12 protein-coding genes are annotated in these 13,786 nt (G+C 60.7%); 5 read left to right on the top strand and 7 right to left on the bottom strand.

Features of this window, described 5'->3' with window-relative positions:
• Positions 1-20: 20 nt before the first annotated feature.
• Positions 21-725, top strand: a complete 705-nt coding sequence (locus I2D57_RS08055) for a class I SAM-dependent methyltransferase (RefSeq protein ID WP_195362106.1) — start codon at positions 21-23, stop codon at positions 723-725.
• A gap of 48 nt (positions 726-773) precedes the next feature.
• On the opposite strand, the gene I2D57_RS08050 is transcribed toward I2D57_RS08055, so the two are convergent.
• The gene (locus tag I2D57_RS08050) at positions 774-1,070 is read right to left on the bottom strand and encodes a hypothetical protein (RefSeq protein ID WP_195362105.1); all 297 of its coding nucleotides are present in this window, start codon (positions 1,068-1,070) and stop codon (positions 774-776) included.
• Between the two features lie 77 nt (positions 1,071-1,147).
• On the opposite strand from I2D57_RS08050, the gene I2D57_RS08045 reads away from it, so the two are divergent.
• The 4 genes from I2D57_RS08045 (at position 1,148) to I2D57_RS08030 (ending at position 7,688) form a co-directional block, all read left to right on the top strand.
• Positions 1,148-1,636 carry a GNAT family N-acetyltransferase gene (locus I2D57_RS08045; protein ID WP_195362104.1) on the top strand — a complete coding sequence of 163 codons (489 nt, stop codon included), beginning with the start codon at positions 1,148-1,150 and terminating at the stop codon, positions 1,634-1,636.
• Positions 1,637-1,890: 254 nt separating this feature from the next.
• Positions 1,891-3,900, top strand: a complete 2,010-nt coding sequence (locus tag I2D57_RS08040; protein ID WP_195362103.1) for an elongation factor G — start codon at positions 1,891-1,893, stop codon at positions 3,898-3,900.
• Between the two features lie 163 nt (positions 3,901-4,063).
• A complete protein-coding gene (locus tag I2D57_RS08035; RefSeq protein ID WP_195362102.1) occupies positions 4,064-5,182 on the top strand; it encodes an AAA family ATPase in 1,119 nt (372 codons plus the stop codon).
• Positions 5,175-7,688: an excinuclease ABC subunit UvrA gene (locus tag I2D57_RS08030; protein WP_195362101.1), complete on the top strand. Its 2,514-nt coding sequence runs from the start codon at positions 5,175-5,177 to the stop codon at positions 7,686-7,688. Before I2D57_RS08035 ends, I2D57_RS08030 begins: the two co-directional genes overlap by 8 nt.
• 40 nt (positions 7,689-7,728) lie before the next feature.
• On the opposite strand, the gene I2D57_RS08025 is transcribed toward I2D57_RS08030, so the two are convergent.
• The 6 genes from I2D57_RS08025 to I2D57_RS08000 all read right to left on the bottom strand — a co-directional run bounded on the left by I2D57_RS08025 (position 7,729) and on the right by I2D57_RS08000 (position 13,466).
• Positions 7,729-8,829, bottom strand: coding sequence for an ATP-binding protein (locus tag I2D57_RS08025; RefSeq protein ID WP_195362100.1), 1,101 nt, complete (start codon positions 8,827-8,829; stop codon positions 7,729-7,731).
• A gap of 144 nt (positions 8,830-8,973) precedes the next feature.
• Positions 8,974-9,573 carry a tRNA (cytidine(34)-2'-O)-methyltransferase gene (locus I2D57_RS08020; RefSeq protein WP_195362099.1) on the bottom strand — a complete coding sequence of 200 codons (600 nt, stop codon included), beginning with the start codon at positions 9,571-9,573 and terminating at the stop codon, positions 8,974-8,976.
• Positions 9,574-9,668: 95 nt separating this feature from the next.
• Positions 9,669-10,799 carry a GTP-binding protein gene (locus I2D57_RS08015; protein ID WP_035137003.1) on the bottom strand — a complete coding sequence of 377 codons (1,131 nt, stop codon included), beginning with the start codon at positions 10,797-10,799 and terminating at the stop codon, positions 9,669-9,671.
• A gap of 86 nt (positions 10,800-10,885) precedes the next feature.
• Complete coding sequence (locus I2D57_RS08010) at positions 10,886-11,227, bottom strand: arsenate reductase family protein (protein WP_195362098.1); 342 nt, start codon at positions 11,225-11,227, stop codon at positions 10,886-10,888.
• Between the two features lie 11 nt (positions 11,228-11,238).
• Positions 11,239-11,862, bottom strand: a complete 624-nt coding sequence (locus I2D57_RS08005) for a flavodoxin family protein (RefSeq protein ID WP_195362097.1) — start codon at positions 11,860-11,862, stop codon at positions 11,239-11,241.
• 74 nt (positions 11,863-11,936) lie between these two features.
• The gene (locus tag I2D57_RS08000; RefSeq protein WP_195362096.1) at positions 11,937-13,466 is read right to left on the bottom strand and encodes a diguanylate cyclase domain-containing protein; all 1,530 of its coding nucleotides are present in this window, start codon (positions 13,464-13,466) and stop codon (positions 11,937-11,939) included.
• Between the last annotated feature and the right edge of the window lie 320 nt (positions 13,467-13,786).

Genomic DNA, 13,786 nt, shown 5'->3' with positions numbered 1-13,786 from the left:
TTGCTTGTTAAGGAGTGTCCATGGGCGTCGTCGATCCCTTTTCTGTTGCTCGGGCCGCGGGGCTTGAGCTGACCGGGAAGTCCGAGGGCCTCACGCTCACCGACGGCACGATGGAGCTGCGTGCCGATTTCACCCGCATGCTTCCACGGCTCAAGCAGGGCCGTCTGCAGCAAGAGCTGTTGGTAAAGGCTGCGCGCACAAAAGGCATCGAGAGCCCATGGGCGATTGACGCCACGGCAGGCTTTGGCGAGGATTCGCTGCTGCTGGCTGCCGCGGGCTTTACCGTCGATCTGTATGAGCAGGATTGCGTGATCGCGGTGCTCCTCAAGGATGCCCTGGATCGCGCGGCAGATGATCCGGCGCTTGCGGCTGCCGTGGCCCGCATGCGCCTTCATGCGGGCGAGGACAGCATTGCCGGTCTTCGCCATATAACTGAGCTGATCGAGCAGGACAAGCTCGCGACTCCCGACGTGGTGTATCTGGACCCCATGTTTCCCGAACGCACCAAGAGCGCGGCGGTTAAAAAGAAGTTCCAGATCCTACATCATCTAGAGCAGCCATGCGCCGACGAGGAATCGCTGGTCGAGGCGGCGCTTGCGGCGCGCCCGCGCAAGGTCGTTATCAAGCGGCCGGTGAAGGGGCCACTGCTTGCCGGCGTTAAGCCGAGCTATCAGCTTGCGGGCAAGGCCGTTCGCTACGATGTTTTGGTGCCGCCGCGCCCGTAGCTTGCGTGCGATGGCTGGCGCTCCGTCAATGCCGTGCCGATGCGGTGCCTATTTCCAAGGGTACGACGTCAGGTGCCATCCGCCACAGTATTCGCATTTGTAGCAGGCCAGCCCGCGCCGCCCGCGGTTTTCGCAGTCGGCCATAACGGCCTCGGCCTCGGCGCGCGTGTCGTAACGGTTTTTTCGCTCGCACGACTTGTAGCGCCAGGCTTCATCGCGCTCGGCGTTCAGGGCGTCGCGGCGCTCGTCCTCGCGCGCAAACAGGTCGCTCATATCGCCGCCGGTGGCAGCGCCCAAAAACTCGCTTTTGGCCTTTGACCAGGCGGCTCGCTTTTTGCTCCCCATCTGCTTCGCGCCCTTCTCAAAACGTTGGTATCATTGCTCAATCAAAGTGATACCAATAAACGTGAGGTCGCCGCGTGATGATCAGAAAAACCCTCGATACCGACATTCCCGCCGTCATGGCTATCTATGACGCGGCCCGCGCCTTTATGCGCGCGCATGGCAACGCCACGCAGTGGCCCGAGGGCACGCCTTCTGCCGAGCAGCTCAAAAGCGATATCGCCGCCGATGGCAGCTATGTGTGCGAAGTTGACGGCCGCGTGGTGGCGACGTTTGCCTTTTTGCCGGGCCCGGACGAGTGCTATGACGTAGTTGAGGATGGTCAATGGCGCAGCGACACTCCGTACGCCGTGCTGCACCGTGTGGCGTCCGACGGCACCGTGCACGGTATCGCGGCTGCGATGTTTGCCTTTGCCAAAGAGCGTGCCGATCACCTGCGCATCGACACGCATCAGGACAACCTGCCCATGCAGGGTGCGAGCATCAAGGCGGGATTTGAGCGCGCCGGCATCGTGTATGTGTCAGACGGCACACCGCGTGTTGCGTTTGACTGGCTGCGCGAGGCATAAGAGCGGAGACGCGTATCAACAATTCGCGCGAACGAAAATGGCTCCGGGTGGGGCCATTTTCGTTCGCTGCGCTGTTTTGCAAGCCGGCTTTCGCAAGGCGCGAACCTACGAAAATCGCCGCGCGGCAACGCGGGGCGATGAGCTCGGTCGGGGGATAGGGCCCGCTTCGCCCGCCGGCCCGTAAATTGTATCATCCAGTGTGGAGCGTGAACGCCCGTTGCCGCGTGCGATGGGCCTGCAATAAGAGGAGAGCCATGTCGAAGCAAGCGGTCGTTGGAATCTTGGCGCATGTCGATGCCGGCAAGACCACGTTGGCCGAGGCCATGCTGTTCAACGCTGGTCGCATTCGCAAGCGCGGCCGCGTGGACGATGGCGATTCGCATCTGGATACGAACGCGATCGAGCGCGAGCGTGGCATCACGATTTTCTCATCACAGGCTGTGCTCGACCACGGCAACACCCACGTTATGCTCGTGGACGCTCCCGGCCATGTCGATTTTTCTGCCGAGGCGGAGCGCACATTGCGCGCGCTGGACTACGCGATTTTGGTTGTGGGTGCCAACGATGGCGTGCAGGGGCACACCGAAACCCTGTGGCGCCTGCTTGCGCGCTATGAGATCCCGACGTTCATCTATATCAACAAAATCGATTTGGAGAATCCCGGCCGCGATGTTTTGCTGGCGCAGCTCGGCCGGAGGCTTTCCGAAGGCTGCTTGGATGCCAACGAACTGCTGGCGGGCGGCGCCGTTCAGGAGGACGCTGCTGCGTTGGACGAAGCGGCGCTCGAGGAGTTTCTTGAGGCGGGTGAGCTTTCCGTCGCGACGCTGTCGCGCATGGTCGCCGAGCGAAAACTCTTTCCTTGCTTTGCCGGCTCGGCGCTCAAGGACCAAGGCGTGGACGAGCTGCTCGACGGCATATGCGCGCTTATGCGTGAACAGACGTGGCTCCCGGAGTTTGCCGCGCGTGTCTATCGTGTTAGCCGCGGGGATCGCGGCGAGCGCTTGGCATGGGTTAAAGTGACCGGCGGCACGCTGCATGCCAAGCAGATGATTAACGGACGTTCCGGTGCCGAGGCATGGGAGCAAAAGATCGACCAGGTGCGCATCTATAACGGCGAGAAATACGAGCTTGCCCAAGAAGTTGCCGCTGGCGGTATTTGTGCCGTGACGGGTCTTGCGCACGTTCGCCCGGGGGACGCCCTGGGCGCGGAGCCTGCGGGCGATGCACCTGTCATTGCGCCGGTCCTCACCTATACGGTGCTTCCGGGCGAACACGATGTCCATGCGGTGTTCAAAGCGCTGACTGAGTTGGCGGACGAAGATCCCATGCTCGGCGTAAGCTGGAACACGCATCTTGAACAAATACATCTGCAGCTCATGGGAGCGGTGCAGCTCGAGGTCGTGCAGCGCGTGCTGGCCGATCGTTTTGGCCTTGCGGTCGAGTTTGAGCCCGGCGGCATCCTCTATAAGGAGACGATTTCGCAGCCGGTCGAGGGCGTGGGCCACTTTGAGCCACTGCGCCACTATGCCGAGGTGCATCTGAGCCTGGAGCCGTTGCCAGCGGGTTCGGGCGTGCAGTTTGGCACCGTGACCTCGACCGACGAGCTCGATCTTAACTGGCAGCGTCTGGCACTTACTAACGCCATGGAGCGCGATCACCTGGGCGTGCTGACCGGCTCGCCCATCACCGATGTACGCATTACGCTCACAGGTGGCCGTGCGCATGCCAAACACACCGAGGGCGGCGACTTTCGCCAGGCCACGTACCGCGCGATTCGCCAGGGTTTGATGCAGGCGCGTGAGGCCGGCGCGGCGGTGCTGCTGGAGCCGTGGTATCGCTTTGAGCTCGAGGTGCCGGGGGAGTGCGTGGGCCGGGCGCTCTCGGATGCCACGCGCATGGGTGCCGAGTACGAGCCGCCGACGATGGCGGGGGACCGGGCGAAGCTTGTGGGTCGCGTGCCGGCATCCGAGGTGCAGGACTATGCCCTGGAGGTAGCTGCCTACACAAGCGGCCGCGGTCATCTGTACCTGGAGTTCGCCGGTTATGCGGCTTGCCATGATGCCGAGCGCGTAATCGAGACGGCCGCCTATGAGCCCGAGGCCGATCTGCCCAACACGCCTGATTCGGTCTTTTGCTCTCACGGTGCCGGTTACACGGTCAAATGGTACGACGTACCCGCCGCGGCGCACGTAAAGGTCGATCCCTCCACCTTCCGCCCCTGGCGAGCAGCAGATGCCGAGTTTTTCGGCCACATGTGCCATTAGGGGACGGGGTAGAAATGGTAGGTTTTCTGGTCCTCTAGTCCTTGACAAATTGGTTTTGGTGCCAGCGTGACAAATTGTCAGTCCCTTTGTCAGATTAAATTGGTATAACTCGGTACAAGTTGGTATAACTATTGCCAAGGTTTGCCAATCCGAGGAGGCCGACATGAATCCAAATCCCTTTAAGCCCACGGCTGGCAAGCGGCCTCCGATACTCATCGGTCGCGAGTCGGTCATTGAAGATTTCGAGGAAGGGCTCGATAACGGCGCCGGAGCGCCGGGCAGGCTCATGCTCATTACGGGAAACCGCGGTTGCGGCAAGACGGTTCTCCTGCGGGAGCTGCAACGTCTAGCCAATGAGCGCGGATGGGCGGTTGTCTCCGATTCCGCTTCGCTTGGCTTATGCGACCGCTTGGCCGATGCACTTCGCTCGAATAAACCCGTTGTGACGTCAATGGAACTCGGTCCATCATTCGGGCGCATGTCGGTCGAGGCGGCGCGTGCAAAGGGTGAAACGCTGCGCGGGCTGGTCAACGAGCGCCTTAAGAAGCTCGATCCAGGCAAAGGCATGCTGTTTGCGATTGACGAGGCACAATCGGCGTCTATCGAGGAGCTGGCGGCCCTTGCCGTTCTCTATCAGCAGGTGCTCGGAGACCAGGATGCCACGGGCTTGTCCGATAGCGACCAGCGCGGTCTCGCGCTGGTGTTTGCCGGCTTACCCAGTATGGTTGACGATCTGCTCGAAGAGCCGAGCGTGACGTTTTTGCGGCGTGCCCAGCAGCGTACGCTGGGGGCGATTTCTTTGCCCAAGGTGCGCGATTCATATATCCAGACGGTCAAAAACGCTGGTCTTTACGTTGACGCGGGGACGGCTGATCTTGCGGCACACAAGAGCATGGGGCATCCCTATATGGTTCAGCTGGTGGGATATTACATGTGGCGGTCTGCCATTCGGCGTGACTCGCAGGTCATTGAAGAGCGCGATGTTGAGGCTGGGCACGTGGATGCCATCTCCGAGTTCTATGAAGCGGTCGACGCGCCCCTGTATTACGGATTGCGCAGCTCACAGCGCCTCTTTATTGAAGCCATGGCGGCTGACGAGGGCAAGCCGACGCGCATGGCGGATATCATTGAGCGTTGTGATCGTACCCAAAGCTGGGCGAGTAAATATCGCGCAAGCTTGATTCGCGAGCGCGTCATCGAGGCTGCCGGATACGGCCTCGTCCGGTTTACCGTGCCCATGCTGGGCGCGTACATTCGCGATCGAGTTTTATGGCATGAGTAGGGTGATAAAGGTGACGGAACAGAAGATGAGCCCGCAGGCTATCGAGGTACGCGGCGCGCGCGTCCATAACCTCAAAGACATCGATATCGATATTCCGCTGGGAAAGCTGGTGGGTATTGCCGGCGTATCGGGTTCGGGCAAGAGTTCGCTGGCACTGGGGGTTCTTTATGCCGAGGGTTCGCGCCGCTACTTGGAAGCGCTCAGCACCTATACTCGACGTCGCCTGACGCAGGCCGAACACGCCCAGATGGATGAGGTATTGCACGTACCGGCGGCGCTCGCATTGCATCAGCGCCCCAGCGTGCCGGGCGTGCGCTCGACCTTTGGTACCATGACCGAGCTCAACAACAGCCTGCGCCTGCTCTTTAGCCGTTGCGCCCATCACGTGTGTCCGCACTGCGGGGCGCGCGTGGAGCCGAGCCTTAACGTGGCTGCGGGCCTGTCGCTCACGTGCCCTGCATGCGGTCGCGAGTTCTACGCGCCGAGCGCCGAGGACCTTGCCTTTAACAGCGGCGGTGCCTGTCCCACCTGCGGCGGCACCGGTGTTATGCGCGAGGTGGACGAAGCGAGCCTGGTGCCCGATGAGTCAAAGACTATCAACGAGGGCGCGGTGCTTCCCTGGGGTACGCTCATGTGGGATCTGATGAAGCAAGTGGCTGGCGAGATGGGCGTGCGCACCGATGTGCCGTTTAACCAGCTCACGCCTGAAGAACGCGACATCGTGTTCCACGGCCCGGCGGTTAAGAAGCACATTCTCTACGTTCCCAAAAACGGCGAGGGTGCCACGCCGCTCGACTTCACCTATTACAACGCCGTCTATACCGTCGAGAATGCGCTCGCCAAGGTTAAGGACGACAAGGGCCTCAAACGCGTTGCGCGCTTTTTGCGCGAGGGAGCATGCCGCGATTGCGGCGGCACGCGTCTCTCCGAGGCTGCGCGCCAGCCCCAGGTGTGCGGTATCAATCTGGCGCAGGCCGCGGCCATGACGCTTGGCGATGCGGTTGAGTGGGTGCGCGGGGTGCCCGCATCCTTGCCGCCCGAGATGCGGCCCATGGCGACGGATATCTGCGATTCGTTTTTGAGCGTGGCCCGTCGTCTGGTCGACCTGGGTCTCGATTACCTTTCATTCGACCGCGCTGGTGCCACGCTCTCCACGGGTGAGCGCCAGCGCGTTCAGCTCGCCCGCGTGGTGCGCAACCGATCGACGGGCGTGCTCTATGTGCTGGACGAGCCTTCGATCGGCTTACATCCCGCCAATGTCGACGGCTTGGTGGGCGTGATGCGCGATCTGGTGGATGACGGCAACACCGTGGTTGTTGTCGACCACGATACGCGCGTACTGGCGGAAGCCGACTATCTGGTCGAGATGGGCCCCGTTGCCGGAGCAGGCGGCGGCAGTGTAATCGCCGCTGGTACGGTAGACGAGGTCGAGCAATCGCAGGGCAGCCGTATCGCGCCGTTTTTGCGCGCCGAGCTCAAGCGCTTGCGTCCGCAGGTGACTGACGACGAAATGTTCGACCAGGGACATATCCGCATGGCAACCGATGCCATCCATACCGTCAAGCTGCTCGAGGTTGATATCCCGCGCGGCCGCCTTGTCGCGGTGACGGGCGTTTCGGGTTCGGGTAAGACGACGCTCGTGCTCGAGACGCTCATTCCTGCACTTAAGGCGCAGGCAGCTGGCGAGCGCTTGCCGGGGCACGTGCGTTGGGTCGATGCCGAGGGCATTGGCCGCGCAAATCTGATTGACGCTACGCCCATCGGCGCCAACGTACGCTCGACGGTAGCGACCTATGCCGACATTCATGACGAGCTGCGCCGCGCCTTCGCCCGTACGCCTGAGGCTAAGGCAGCCGGCTACAAGGCGGGCGCCTTTAGCTACAACACCGGCGCCTTGCGCTGCCCTACGTGTGACGGCACGGGCTCGATATCGCTCGACGTGCAGTTTTTGCCCGACGTCGAGATCATCTGCCCGGCATGCCGTGGTTCGCGCTACGCCGAGGCCGCCTCGCATATCCATCGCGAGGGCAAGGACGGGAGCTTGCTTACGTTGCCGCAGCTCATGGACATGAGTGTGGACGAGGCCCTCGACGCCACGGTGGGACTCAAGAAAGTCCAGGCGCGCTTGCAGACCTTGCATGACCTAGGCTTGGGCTATCTCACGCTCGGTGAGCCCACGCCGGCGCTCTCGGGCGGCGAGGCACAACGCCTTAAGCTCGCGAGCGAGATGGGCCGCGTGCAGGACGATGCCGTGTTCGTATTCGACGAGCCCACGATCGGACTGCATCCGCTCGATGTTCAGGTGTTGCTGAGTGTGTTCGACGGCCTTGTTGCCAAGGGCGCCACGGTTATCGTGATCGAACACGATCTCGACCTTATCCGTAACGCCGATTACGTGATCGACATGGGCCCAGGCGGTGGCGACGCCGGCGGGCAAATCGTCTGCGCCGGCACGCCGGGCGACATCGCGGCCTGCTCCGCAAGCATCACCGGCCGCTACCTATAGGCAATGTGACAAAGGGGCCGCCCCTTTGCCACATTGACTTCTATTTCACGCATTGAGCGGCGAGATAGTCACGGAAGAATGGCAATTCAAATGCGACGAGCCCTCGTCCTCGCTCCCCGATGATGCCGGCGTCTATCATGCGGCGTCGGTAGCGGGAGACCTGCTGCGGCGAACGCCGAAGGCGCACGACAAGGTCAGCGGTGGTGGACTCTTCCTCGTCATCGAGCATGGCGATGAGGAATCGCTTGTCCTCTGCAGTGAGTTTCCGATAGGTTGCCGCGAGGATTCGGTCGTCCATCTCGTCGCGCGCGATTTTGATTCCCAGGTCAAAGTCGCGTGACGAGATTTCCTTCGAATCGCTTGTGAGATCCCAGGCACGGTAGCCTACGAGTTGCAATAGGAAGGGAAAACCAGAGATCGAGCGAACGGCTCTATCGATTCCCTCAGCATCTGCCAGGCGATCGTTTTCCTGAATTGTGCGAATCAAGGCCTCGCGCACGTCATAGTCGGCAATGCGACCCAGATGATATTGTTGGGCGCGGCGAAGGAACGAGACCGTCTTGTGGTTCAGCAACGTCGAGACGTTGTTGGGAAGTCCCGCCATGAGCAGGGCGACGCGTTTCCCATCGGTCACAAAGTGCTGATACGTGGCTGCGAGTTGGATCATCTCGTCGAGTGTCGGGTCCACCTCGTCAACCGTGACGAGCAGACCGGTGCCCGCCTCGTTGAGCTGGTCGATGATGTCGCTCATGCGATAACGCCAGGTTGAGGCATCGTGAACGCGACTGACCTCGATGCTGCCGAGCGGTGCAATTCCGAGACCGGTGACTTCGAAGTGGTTGGACGAGTCGATGAGATGGGCTGCGGCGCGTTTCGTCCCGAGCTCGATTTCCTCAAGCATTCCCGGGAGCGCGGTCGTCTTTACGGCTATCCAGCCGTGGGATTCCGCCCTTGTCGCGAGCGACGACATGAGAGCGGTTTTACCGGTTCCACGCGCGCCTGAGAAGATCGAGGTCAATTCTGGGCGCCTGCGCTGGCTCAAGAAGGCACGGTCCAAATCCCGAATAATCTGTTGTCTGCCAGCGAGATGGGCAGGAACCTCGCCAAAGCTAGGGGTAAACGGGTTCTCGAGATATTTCACACGGCTCTCCTTTCACACCGCCGTTTAACTTTATTTTACTTTAGTTAATTCTGATTAAAAGTGAGGGCTCTTTATCTGGAGCATCAATTAGGCGTGTGTGTCATCGGCGTGGCGCTTGAATGTGACAAAGGGACGGCTCCTTTGTCACATCCCTGCAAAGCCCGTTTGTCGTAGCGCCTCGTAGAGGACGATGGCGGCGCTGTTGGAGAGGTTGAGCGCGCTGATGCGGTAGTCGTCGGGGTTAACGAAGTTGCCGCAGATATCCTGCTGCAGGATGGCCTCGTGGCTGTCCTCGGTATGCCCGAGCGATTCCTCGTGAGCTTCCCAAGTCTCGGCGTTATCGAGTGAGTCGCAATCGCGCAGCATGGGGATGCGCTCGCAGCGCTCGGGCGCCGCGGCGAGCAGCTCCTCGGGAATGCCCGAGCTCTCGCTGCCAAAGACCAAGTAGTCACCGTCACGGTAGGTGCTTTGCGCATAGGTCCTGCGCGCCTTTTTGGTCAGCAGATGCAGACGCTCGTCGGTAGGGGAGAGGCCGTTACGCGCAAGGAAATCCTCCCAGCTGGCATAGGTCGTCACGTCCAAGTTTTGCCAGTAGCCCAGTCCGGCGCGACGCACCGTCTTGTCGTCGAGCGAAAACCCCAGCGGCTCCACCAGATGCAGGCGGGTGCCGGTAACCACGCAGGTGCGGCCGATATTGCCCGTATTGGCCGGAATCTCGGGCGCATACAGCACAATGTTGAACATGAATCTCCTTGGCTCAGAACGAAAAACCACCACGAAGGGCACCTTCGTGGTGGTTTGGCGGTTACGTAAGCGGAAAAATACCCGCTTGGATAAACCTAGGCGCGGTGCCAGTCGGTCAGGCAGGCATCGAGGGAGGCGATGAGCGCATCCTTGTCCATGTGACGGCCGATGATGCACAGGCTCGTCATACGGTCGCCCGTCTCGTCGTCCCAAATCTGCATGATCTCGGGGTTCTCGTCGATGATCTTCTGTTTCTCGCCCTCGGGCGCCGAGTCGACAAACAGGCCGTTCTCCATCAGGCGCATCTGGTGGCCGGCCTGCTCAAACATGTAGCACATGTCCGGATCGCCGGTCTGCCACAGCGGGCCTTTGACGCGAATGACCTCGTCGGGCCACTCCTGCTCAACAAAATCGGTGAACTTCTGCAGGTCAAACGGCTTACGGCGCGAGTACACAAAGGTCTCGATGTCGTACTCGAGCACCTCGGGGTCGTCGTGCTCCTCGGGATGCTCCATGGCCTCGATCCAAGCGGCGGAGTTGTAGGCGCGCATAAAGTCGAAGCGGTCGGTATCGAGCAGCTCCTCCATGGGGACCTCGCCGTTTTGGGCCTCGACGATCACGGCGTCTTTCTGCAGGCTGCGCACGATGGCCTTGAGCTCGGCGATCTGCTCAGGGCTCACGGTATCGGTCTTGTTGAGGATCAGCGTGGAGCAGAACTCGATCTGCTGGATGAGCAGGCTCTCGATGTCGTCCTCGTCGATATCCTCAGCCAGCAGGTCGCGACCGCCGTTGAACTCGTCGTACATGCGGGCGCAGTCGACCACGGCCACGATGTTGTCGAGCGCGAGCTTGGGCTCGCCGCCCACCTTGGCCTCGTCGCAGAAGCTCGAGATGGTGTAGGCGATGGGGATAGGCTCGCAAATGCCCGAAGCCTCGATGATGATGTAGTCGAAGTTGCCCGAATCGGCGATGCCCTGCAGCTGGTTAGCAAGGTCGTCCGAAAGCGTGCAGCAGATGCAGCCGTTGGTGAGCGGGATGAGGTCGTCGGTCTCGGAAAGGCCGCCGTCGGCGATAAGGCTGGCGTCGACGTTGATCTCGCCGATATCGTTGACGATCACGGCGGCGCGGATGCCGCCGTCGTTAGCGAGGATGTGGTTGAGCAGCGTGGTCTTGCCGGCACCGAGGTATCCGGTAAGCATGATGATCTTCACGGGTTTGTTGGGCATGTGCCCTCCTTTGTTAGACATGGCTTACAGTTAAATCTTATGCCAAACGCCTGCTCTTATACCCACGCGCCGGCAAATAACACAGGCTACTCCCAGGCTCCCCACACATCGGGGCAATAACCGACGGTGGCCTTTTTGCCGTTGCGCACGATGGGCTCGGCTAGAACCTGCTGATTCTCGAGCAGTTTATCGAAGCGCTGGCTAGGGGTGCGGTGCTGGATGAGCGCGAGCGTCTCCTCGTCCTTAGCCTTGGGGTTGAGCAGCTTGTCGATGCCGCCGACCGCCTGCATCACGCTCGTGAGCTCGCCCTTGCTCATCTCCTTTTCCTTAAGGTCGATAAACTGCACCTTAATGCGGCGCTCCTTAAAATAACGCTGCGCCTTCTTGGTGTCGAAAGACTTTTTGGTGCCAATAATCTGGATATTCATGTTCCGCCGTTCTACCTGATGAAGTTGGTGCGCTCGCGATCGGCTTCGGGGGCTTCGATGCCGGCGGCCTGCCCTGCTTCGATACAATGCAGAAGCCAGGCCATGTTCTTGCCGATGTTTCGCATGGTGGCCAGGCCCTCGGCGTCCTGGGTGGCCTCGCCCGGCATGGCACCAAAGACGTTGTTCCAGTACGTGGAGGCTACCACGGGCATCTGGTTGATAGTGAAGTACTTGTTGAGCACGTCGAAGGTCGTCGACGTACCGCCGCGACGGGCGACGGCGACGGCAGCGCCCGGCTTGTGCGCAAAGGCCGTGCTGCCGGCATAGAAGGCGCGATCGAGGGCCGAAAGGATGCGTCCGCTGGGGTGCGCATAGTAGACGGGCGAGCCAAAGACAAAGCCGTCTGCCTGCTCGGCGGCAGCGATGAGCTCGTTCACCACGTCATCGTCAAAGGTGCAGCGCCCGCCAAGCTTGCCGCACTGACCACAGCCGATGCAGTCGCGAATGGGCTTGGCGCCCAGCTGAAACACCTCGGTATCAATGCCTTCGGCGTTGAGCTGCTCGGCGACCTCGGCGAGTGCGCGGGCGGTGTTGCCGTTTGCCTTGGGGCTGCCATTGACCAAAAGAACCTTCATCACAAACTCCCTCTGCTTTTGGTGACTTCTGCAGAGGATTATCGCACGATGGGGGAGGCGGCGCGGGCGCGGCGCTAATCCAGTTTGGTACCTGGCACCTGCACGGCTTTCCCGAGCAACGCTTTGAGCTCGTTCAAAATCGAAACGGGCTGACGGTCGACGCCGTCCAGATGGAGCGTGGCCACGCGAATGGGCGGCTGATATTCAAATGGGCCAAAGAGCACGGGCGAACCCAGGAACCGCTCGATTTCCTCTGCAATCGCATCGGTTTCTTCGGGATCAAAGTCGTCGAAAAGAGCCACGAACATCGGCCCCGTCGAGCGGAACAGGCGGCCCTTGCCGCGCGAACAATCCATGAGGCAGGCGGCGCTTTCGGCGAGCACGCGGTCGCCTGCATCGAATCCAAAGCGGGCATTGACCTCGGCGATATCGTCGACCTTAATGGCAATAAAGCCTGCCTCGTGCGGCACGTGGCGCATCTCTCCAATAGCGTTGACCAGTGCGTGGACATCGCCCAGGCCCGTTACCGAGTCGGTCGTATCCGCTAGGCTTCGGTTGACGATAATGCCCACATACATGCTGGGCTCGGTATCGGTGCCGTCCAAGCGGTAGCCCGTGCAGTCGCAAAGCACGTATTTTCCGGTGGCATCCATTACGCGATACTGCATGTAGTGGAAGTGCCACGTGCCGTTTATCACCATGTCGAGCTCGACACGTACGTTGTCGCGGTCCTCGGGATGAACGCGGGCGAGCCACATGTCGAGTGAGTTAAAAGGGTGCTGGGAGGGCAGGTCAAAATCGCGCACGGCGTTAACCGACCATTGCGATTCTCCCGTATCGAGATTGAGGATAAACGGATAGCGCGTCTCGGAGCTCATGGAGATCGCTTGGAACACCCGGTCGTTGCAGGGAAGCTGTTCGACGATTGGGCGTTGCGGCGCGTCATCGTCTTTCGGTTGCTGCACACGATGCATAAGCTTATAGCGATACATCTTGCGATCGGCATCCATCGTCATCTGGCGACGCGTGTCGCCGGCAAGTGGATCGACGCGCGAGCAGCCAAAGCTAAAGCTGCCGATCATGGGCGCCTTGCCACCTGAGCTCGCCTCGATCAGCCCGGCACGTACCTGCTCCAAGCGCTGCTCGAGTTCAGTCTCGTTTGCGGAGAGCGAGATGAGCACAAACTCGTCTCCACCGATACGGAACAGCATCTCATCGTGCTCCATGGTTTCGGAGAGCGTGCGGCAGATACCCAGAATATAGCGATTGCCTTCGGCGTGGCCAAACCTATCATTGCAATGTTTGAGATGGTCGATGTCAATATAGGCGCAGGTGAAGGGGTCGCCTTTGTGCCAGAGTTGCTCGACGTGACGGTCGAATCCGTTGCGGTTGCCCAAGTTGGTGAGCGGGTCGATATAGGCGTTGCTCTCAAGCAGCCGGCGCTCTTGCTGCAGGATGGCGTGCGTCTTTTGCAGTTGCTCGCCAACGGCGCGTAGCTCAGCAGGCAGCGCGGCAACATCGAGTTCGGCGGTCGAGATGCCATTCGCAAGTCGCTGAAGATAGGCAATAATCGATTGCTCGCCCAGGCGATATGATTCGTTCATGATGGATAACCTCCTTGGGCGGAACAGCGGTTTGTATCATATCCCCAATTCGGTGTTAGCGCCGGGCGATTTTAGCCGCTAATAGTCAAACGATTTTGACCAATCCCGGTCACCGAATAATGGCCACCGTGCCTCCCCGCCGCCACTACGCTGGTGGTGCCAACACGCCGGCGTTAGGAGGACCATTGAGGTGAACGAGAGACACGATGACCTACAGGAGATTATAGACGCGGCGCTCCGGGAGGCTCGCCTCCATCGAGACGCTGCTGAGGCTGAGCAGGCTGCCCAGGCGCGAGCCCAAGACCTTCGAGGGCTTCGAC

This window comes from Collinsella aerofaciens (assembly GCF_015553355.1).
GTDB lineage: Bacteria > Actinomycetota > Coriobacteriia > Coriobacteriales > Coriobacteriaceae > Collinsella > Collinsella aerofaciens_V.
The sequence above is the reverse complement of the archived record's forward strand: the minus strand, read 5'-3'. Positions and strand labels throughout refer to the sequence as shown.

Coding starts and splice junctions, on each gene's coding strand:
- I2D57_RS08000 (WP_195362096.1), bottom strand. CDS start 13,466: ATGAACGAATCATATCGCCTGGGCGAGCAATCGATTATTGCCTATCTT.
- I2D57_RS08030 (WP_195362101.1), top strand. CDS start 5,175: ATGAGTAGGGTGATAAAGGTGACGGAACAGAAGATGAGCCCGCAGGCT.
- I2D57_RS08035 (WP_195362102.1), top strand. CDS start 4,064: ATGAATCCAAATCCCTTTAAGCCCACGGCTGGCAAGCGGCCTCCGATA.
- I2D57_RS08005 (WP_195362097.1), bottom strand. CDS start 11,862: ATGAAGGTTCTTTTGGTCAATGGCAGCCCCAAGGCAAACGGCAACACC.
- I2D57_RS08045 (WP_195362104.1), top strand. CDS start 1,148: ATGATCAGAAAAACCCTCGATACCGACATTCCCGCCGTCATGGCTATC.
- I2D57_RS08020 (WP_195362099.1), bottom strand. CDS start 9,573: ATGTTCAACATTGTGCTGTATGCGCCCGAGATTCCGGCCAATACGGGC.
- I2D57_RS08010 (WP_195362098.1), bottom strand. CDS start 11,227: ATGAATATCCAGATTATTGGCACCAAAAAGTCTTTCGACACCAAGAAG.
- I2D57_RS08040 (WP_195362103.1), top strand. CDS start 1,891: ATGTCGAAGCAAGCGGTCGTTGGAATCTTGGCGCATGTCGATGCCGGC.
- I2D57_RS08050 (WP_195362105.1), bottom strand. CDS start 1,070: ATGGGGAGCAAAAAGCGAGCCGCCTGGTCAAAGGCCAAAAGCGAGTTT.
- I2D57_RS08055 (WP_195362106.1), top strand. CDS start 21: ATGGGCGTCGTCGATCCCTTTTCTGTTGCTCGGGCCGCGGGGCTTGAG.
- I2D57_RS08015 (WP_035137003.1), bottom strand. CDS start 10,799: ATGCCCAACAAACCCGTGAAGATCATCATGCTTACCGGATACCTCGGT.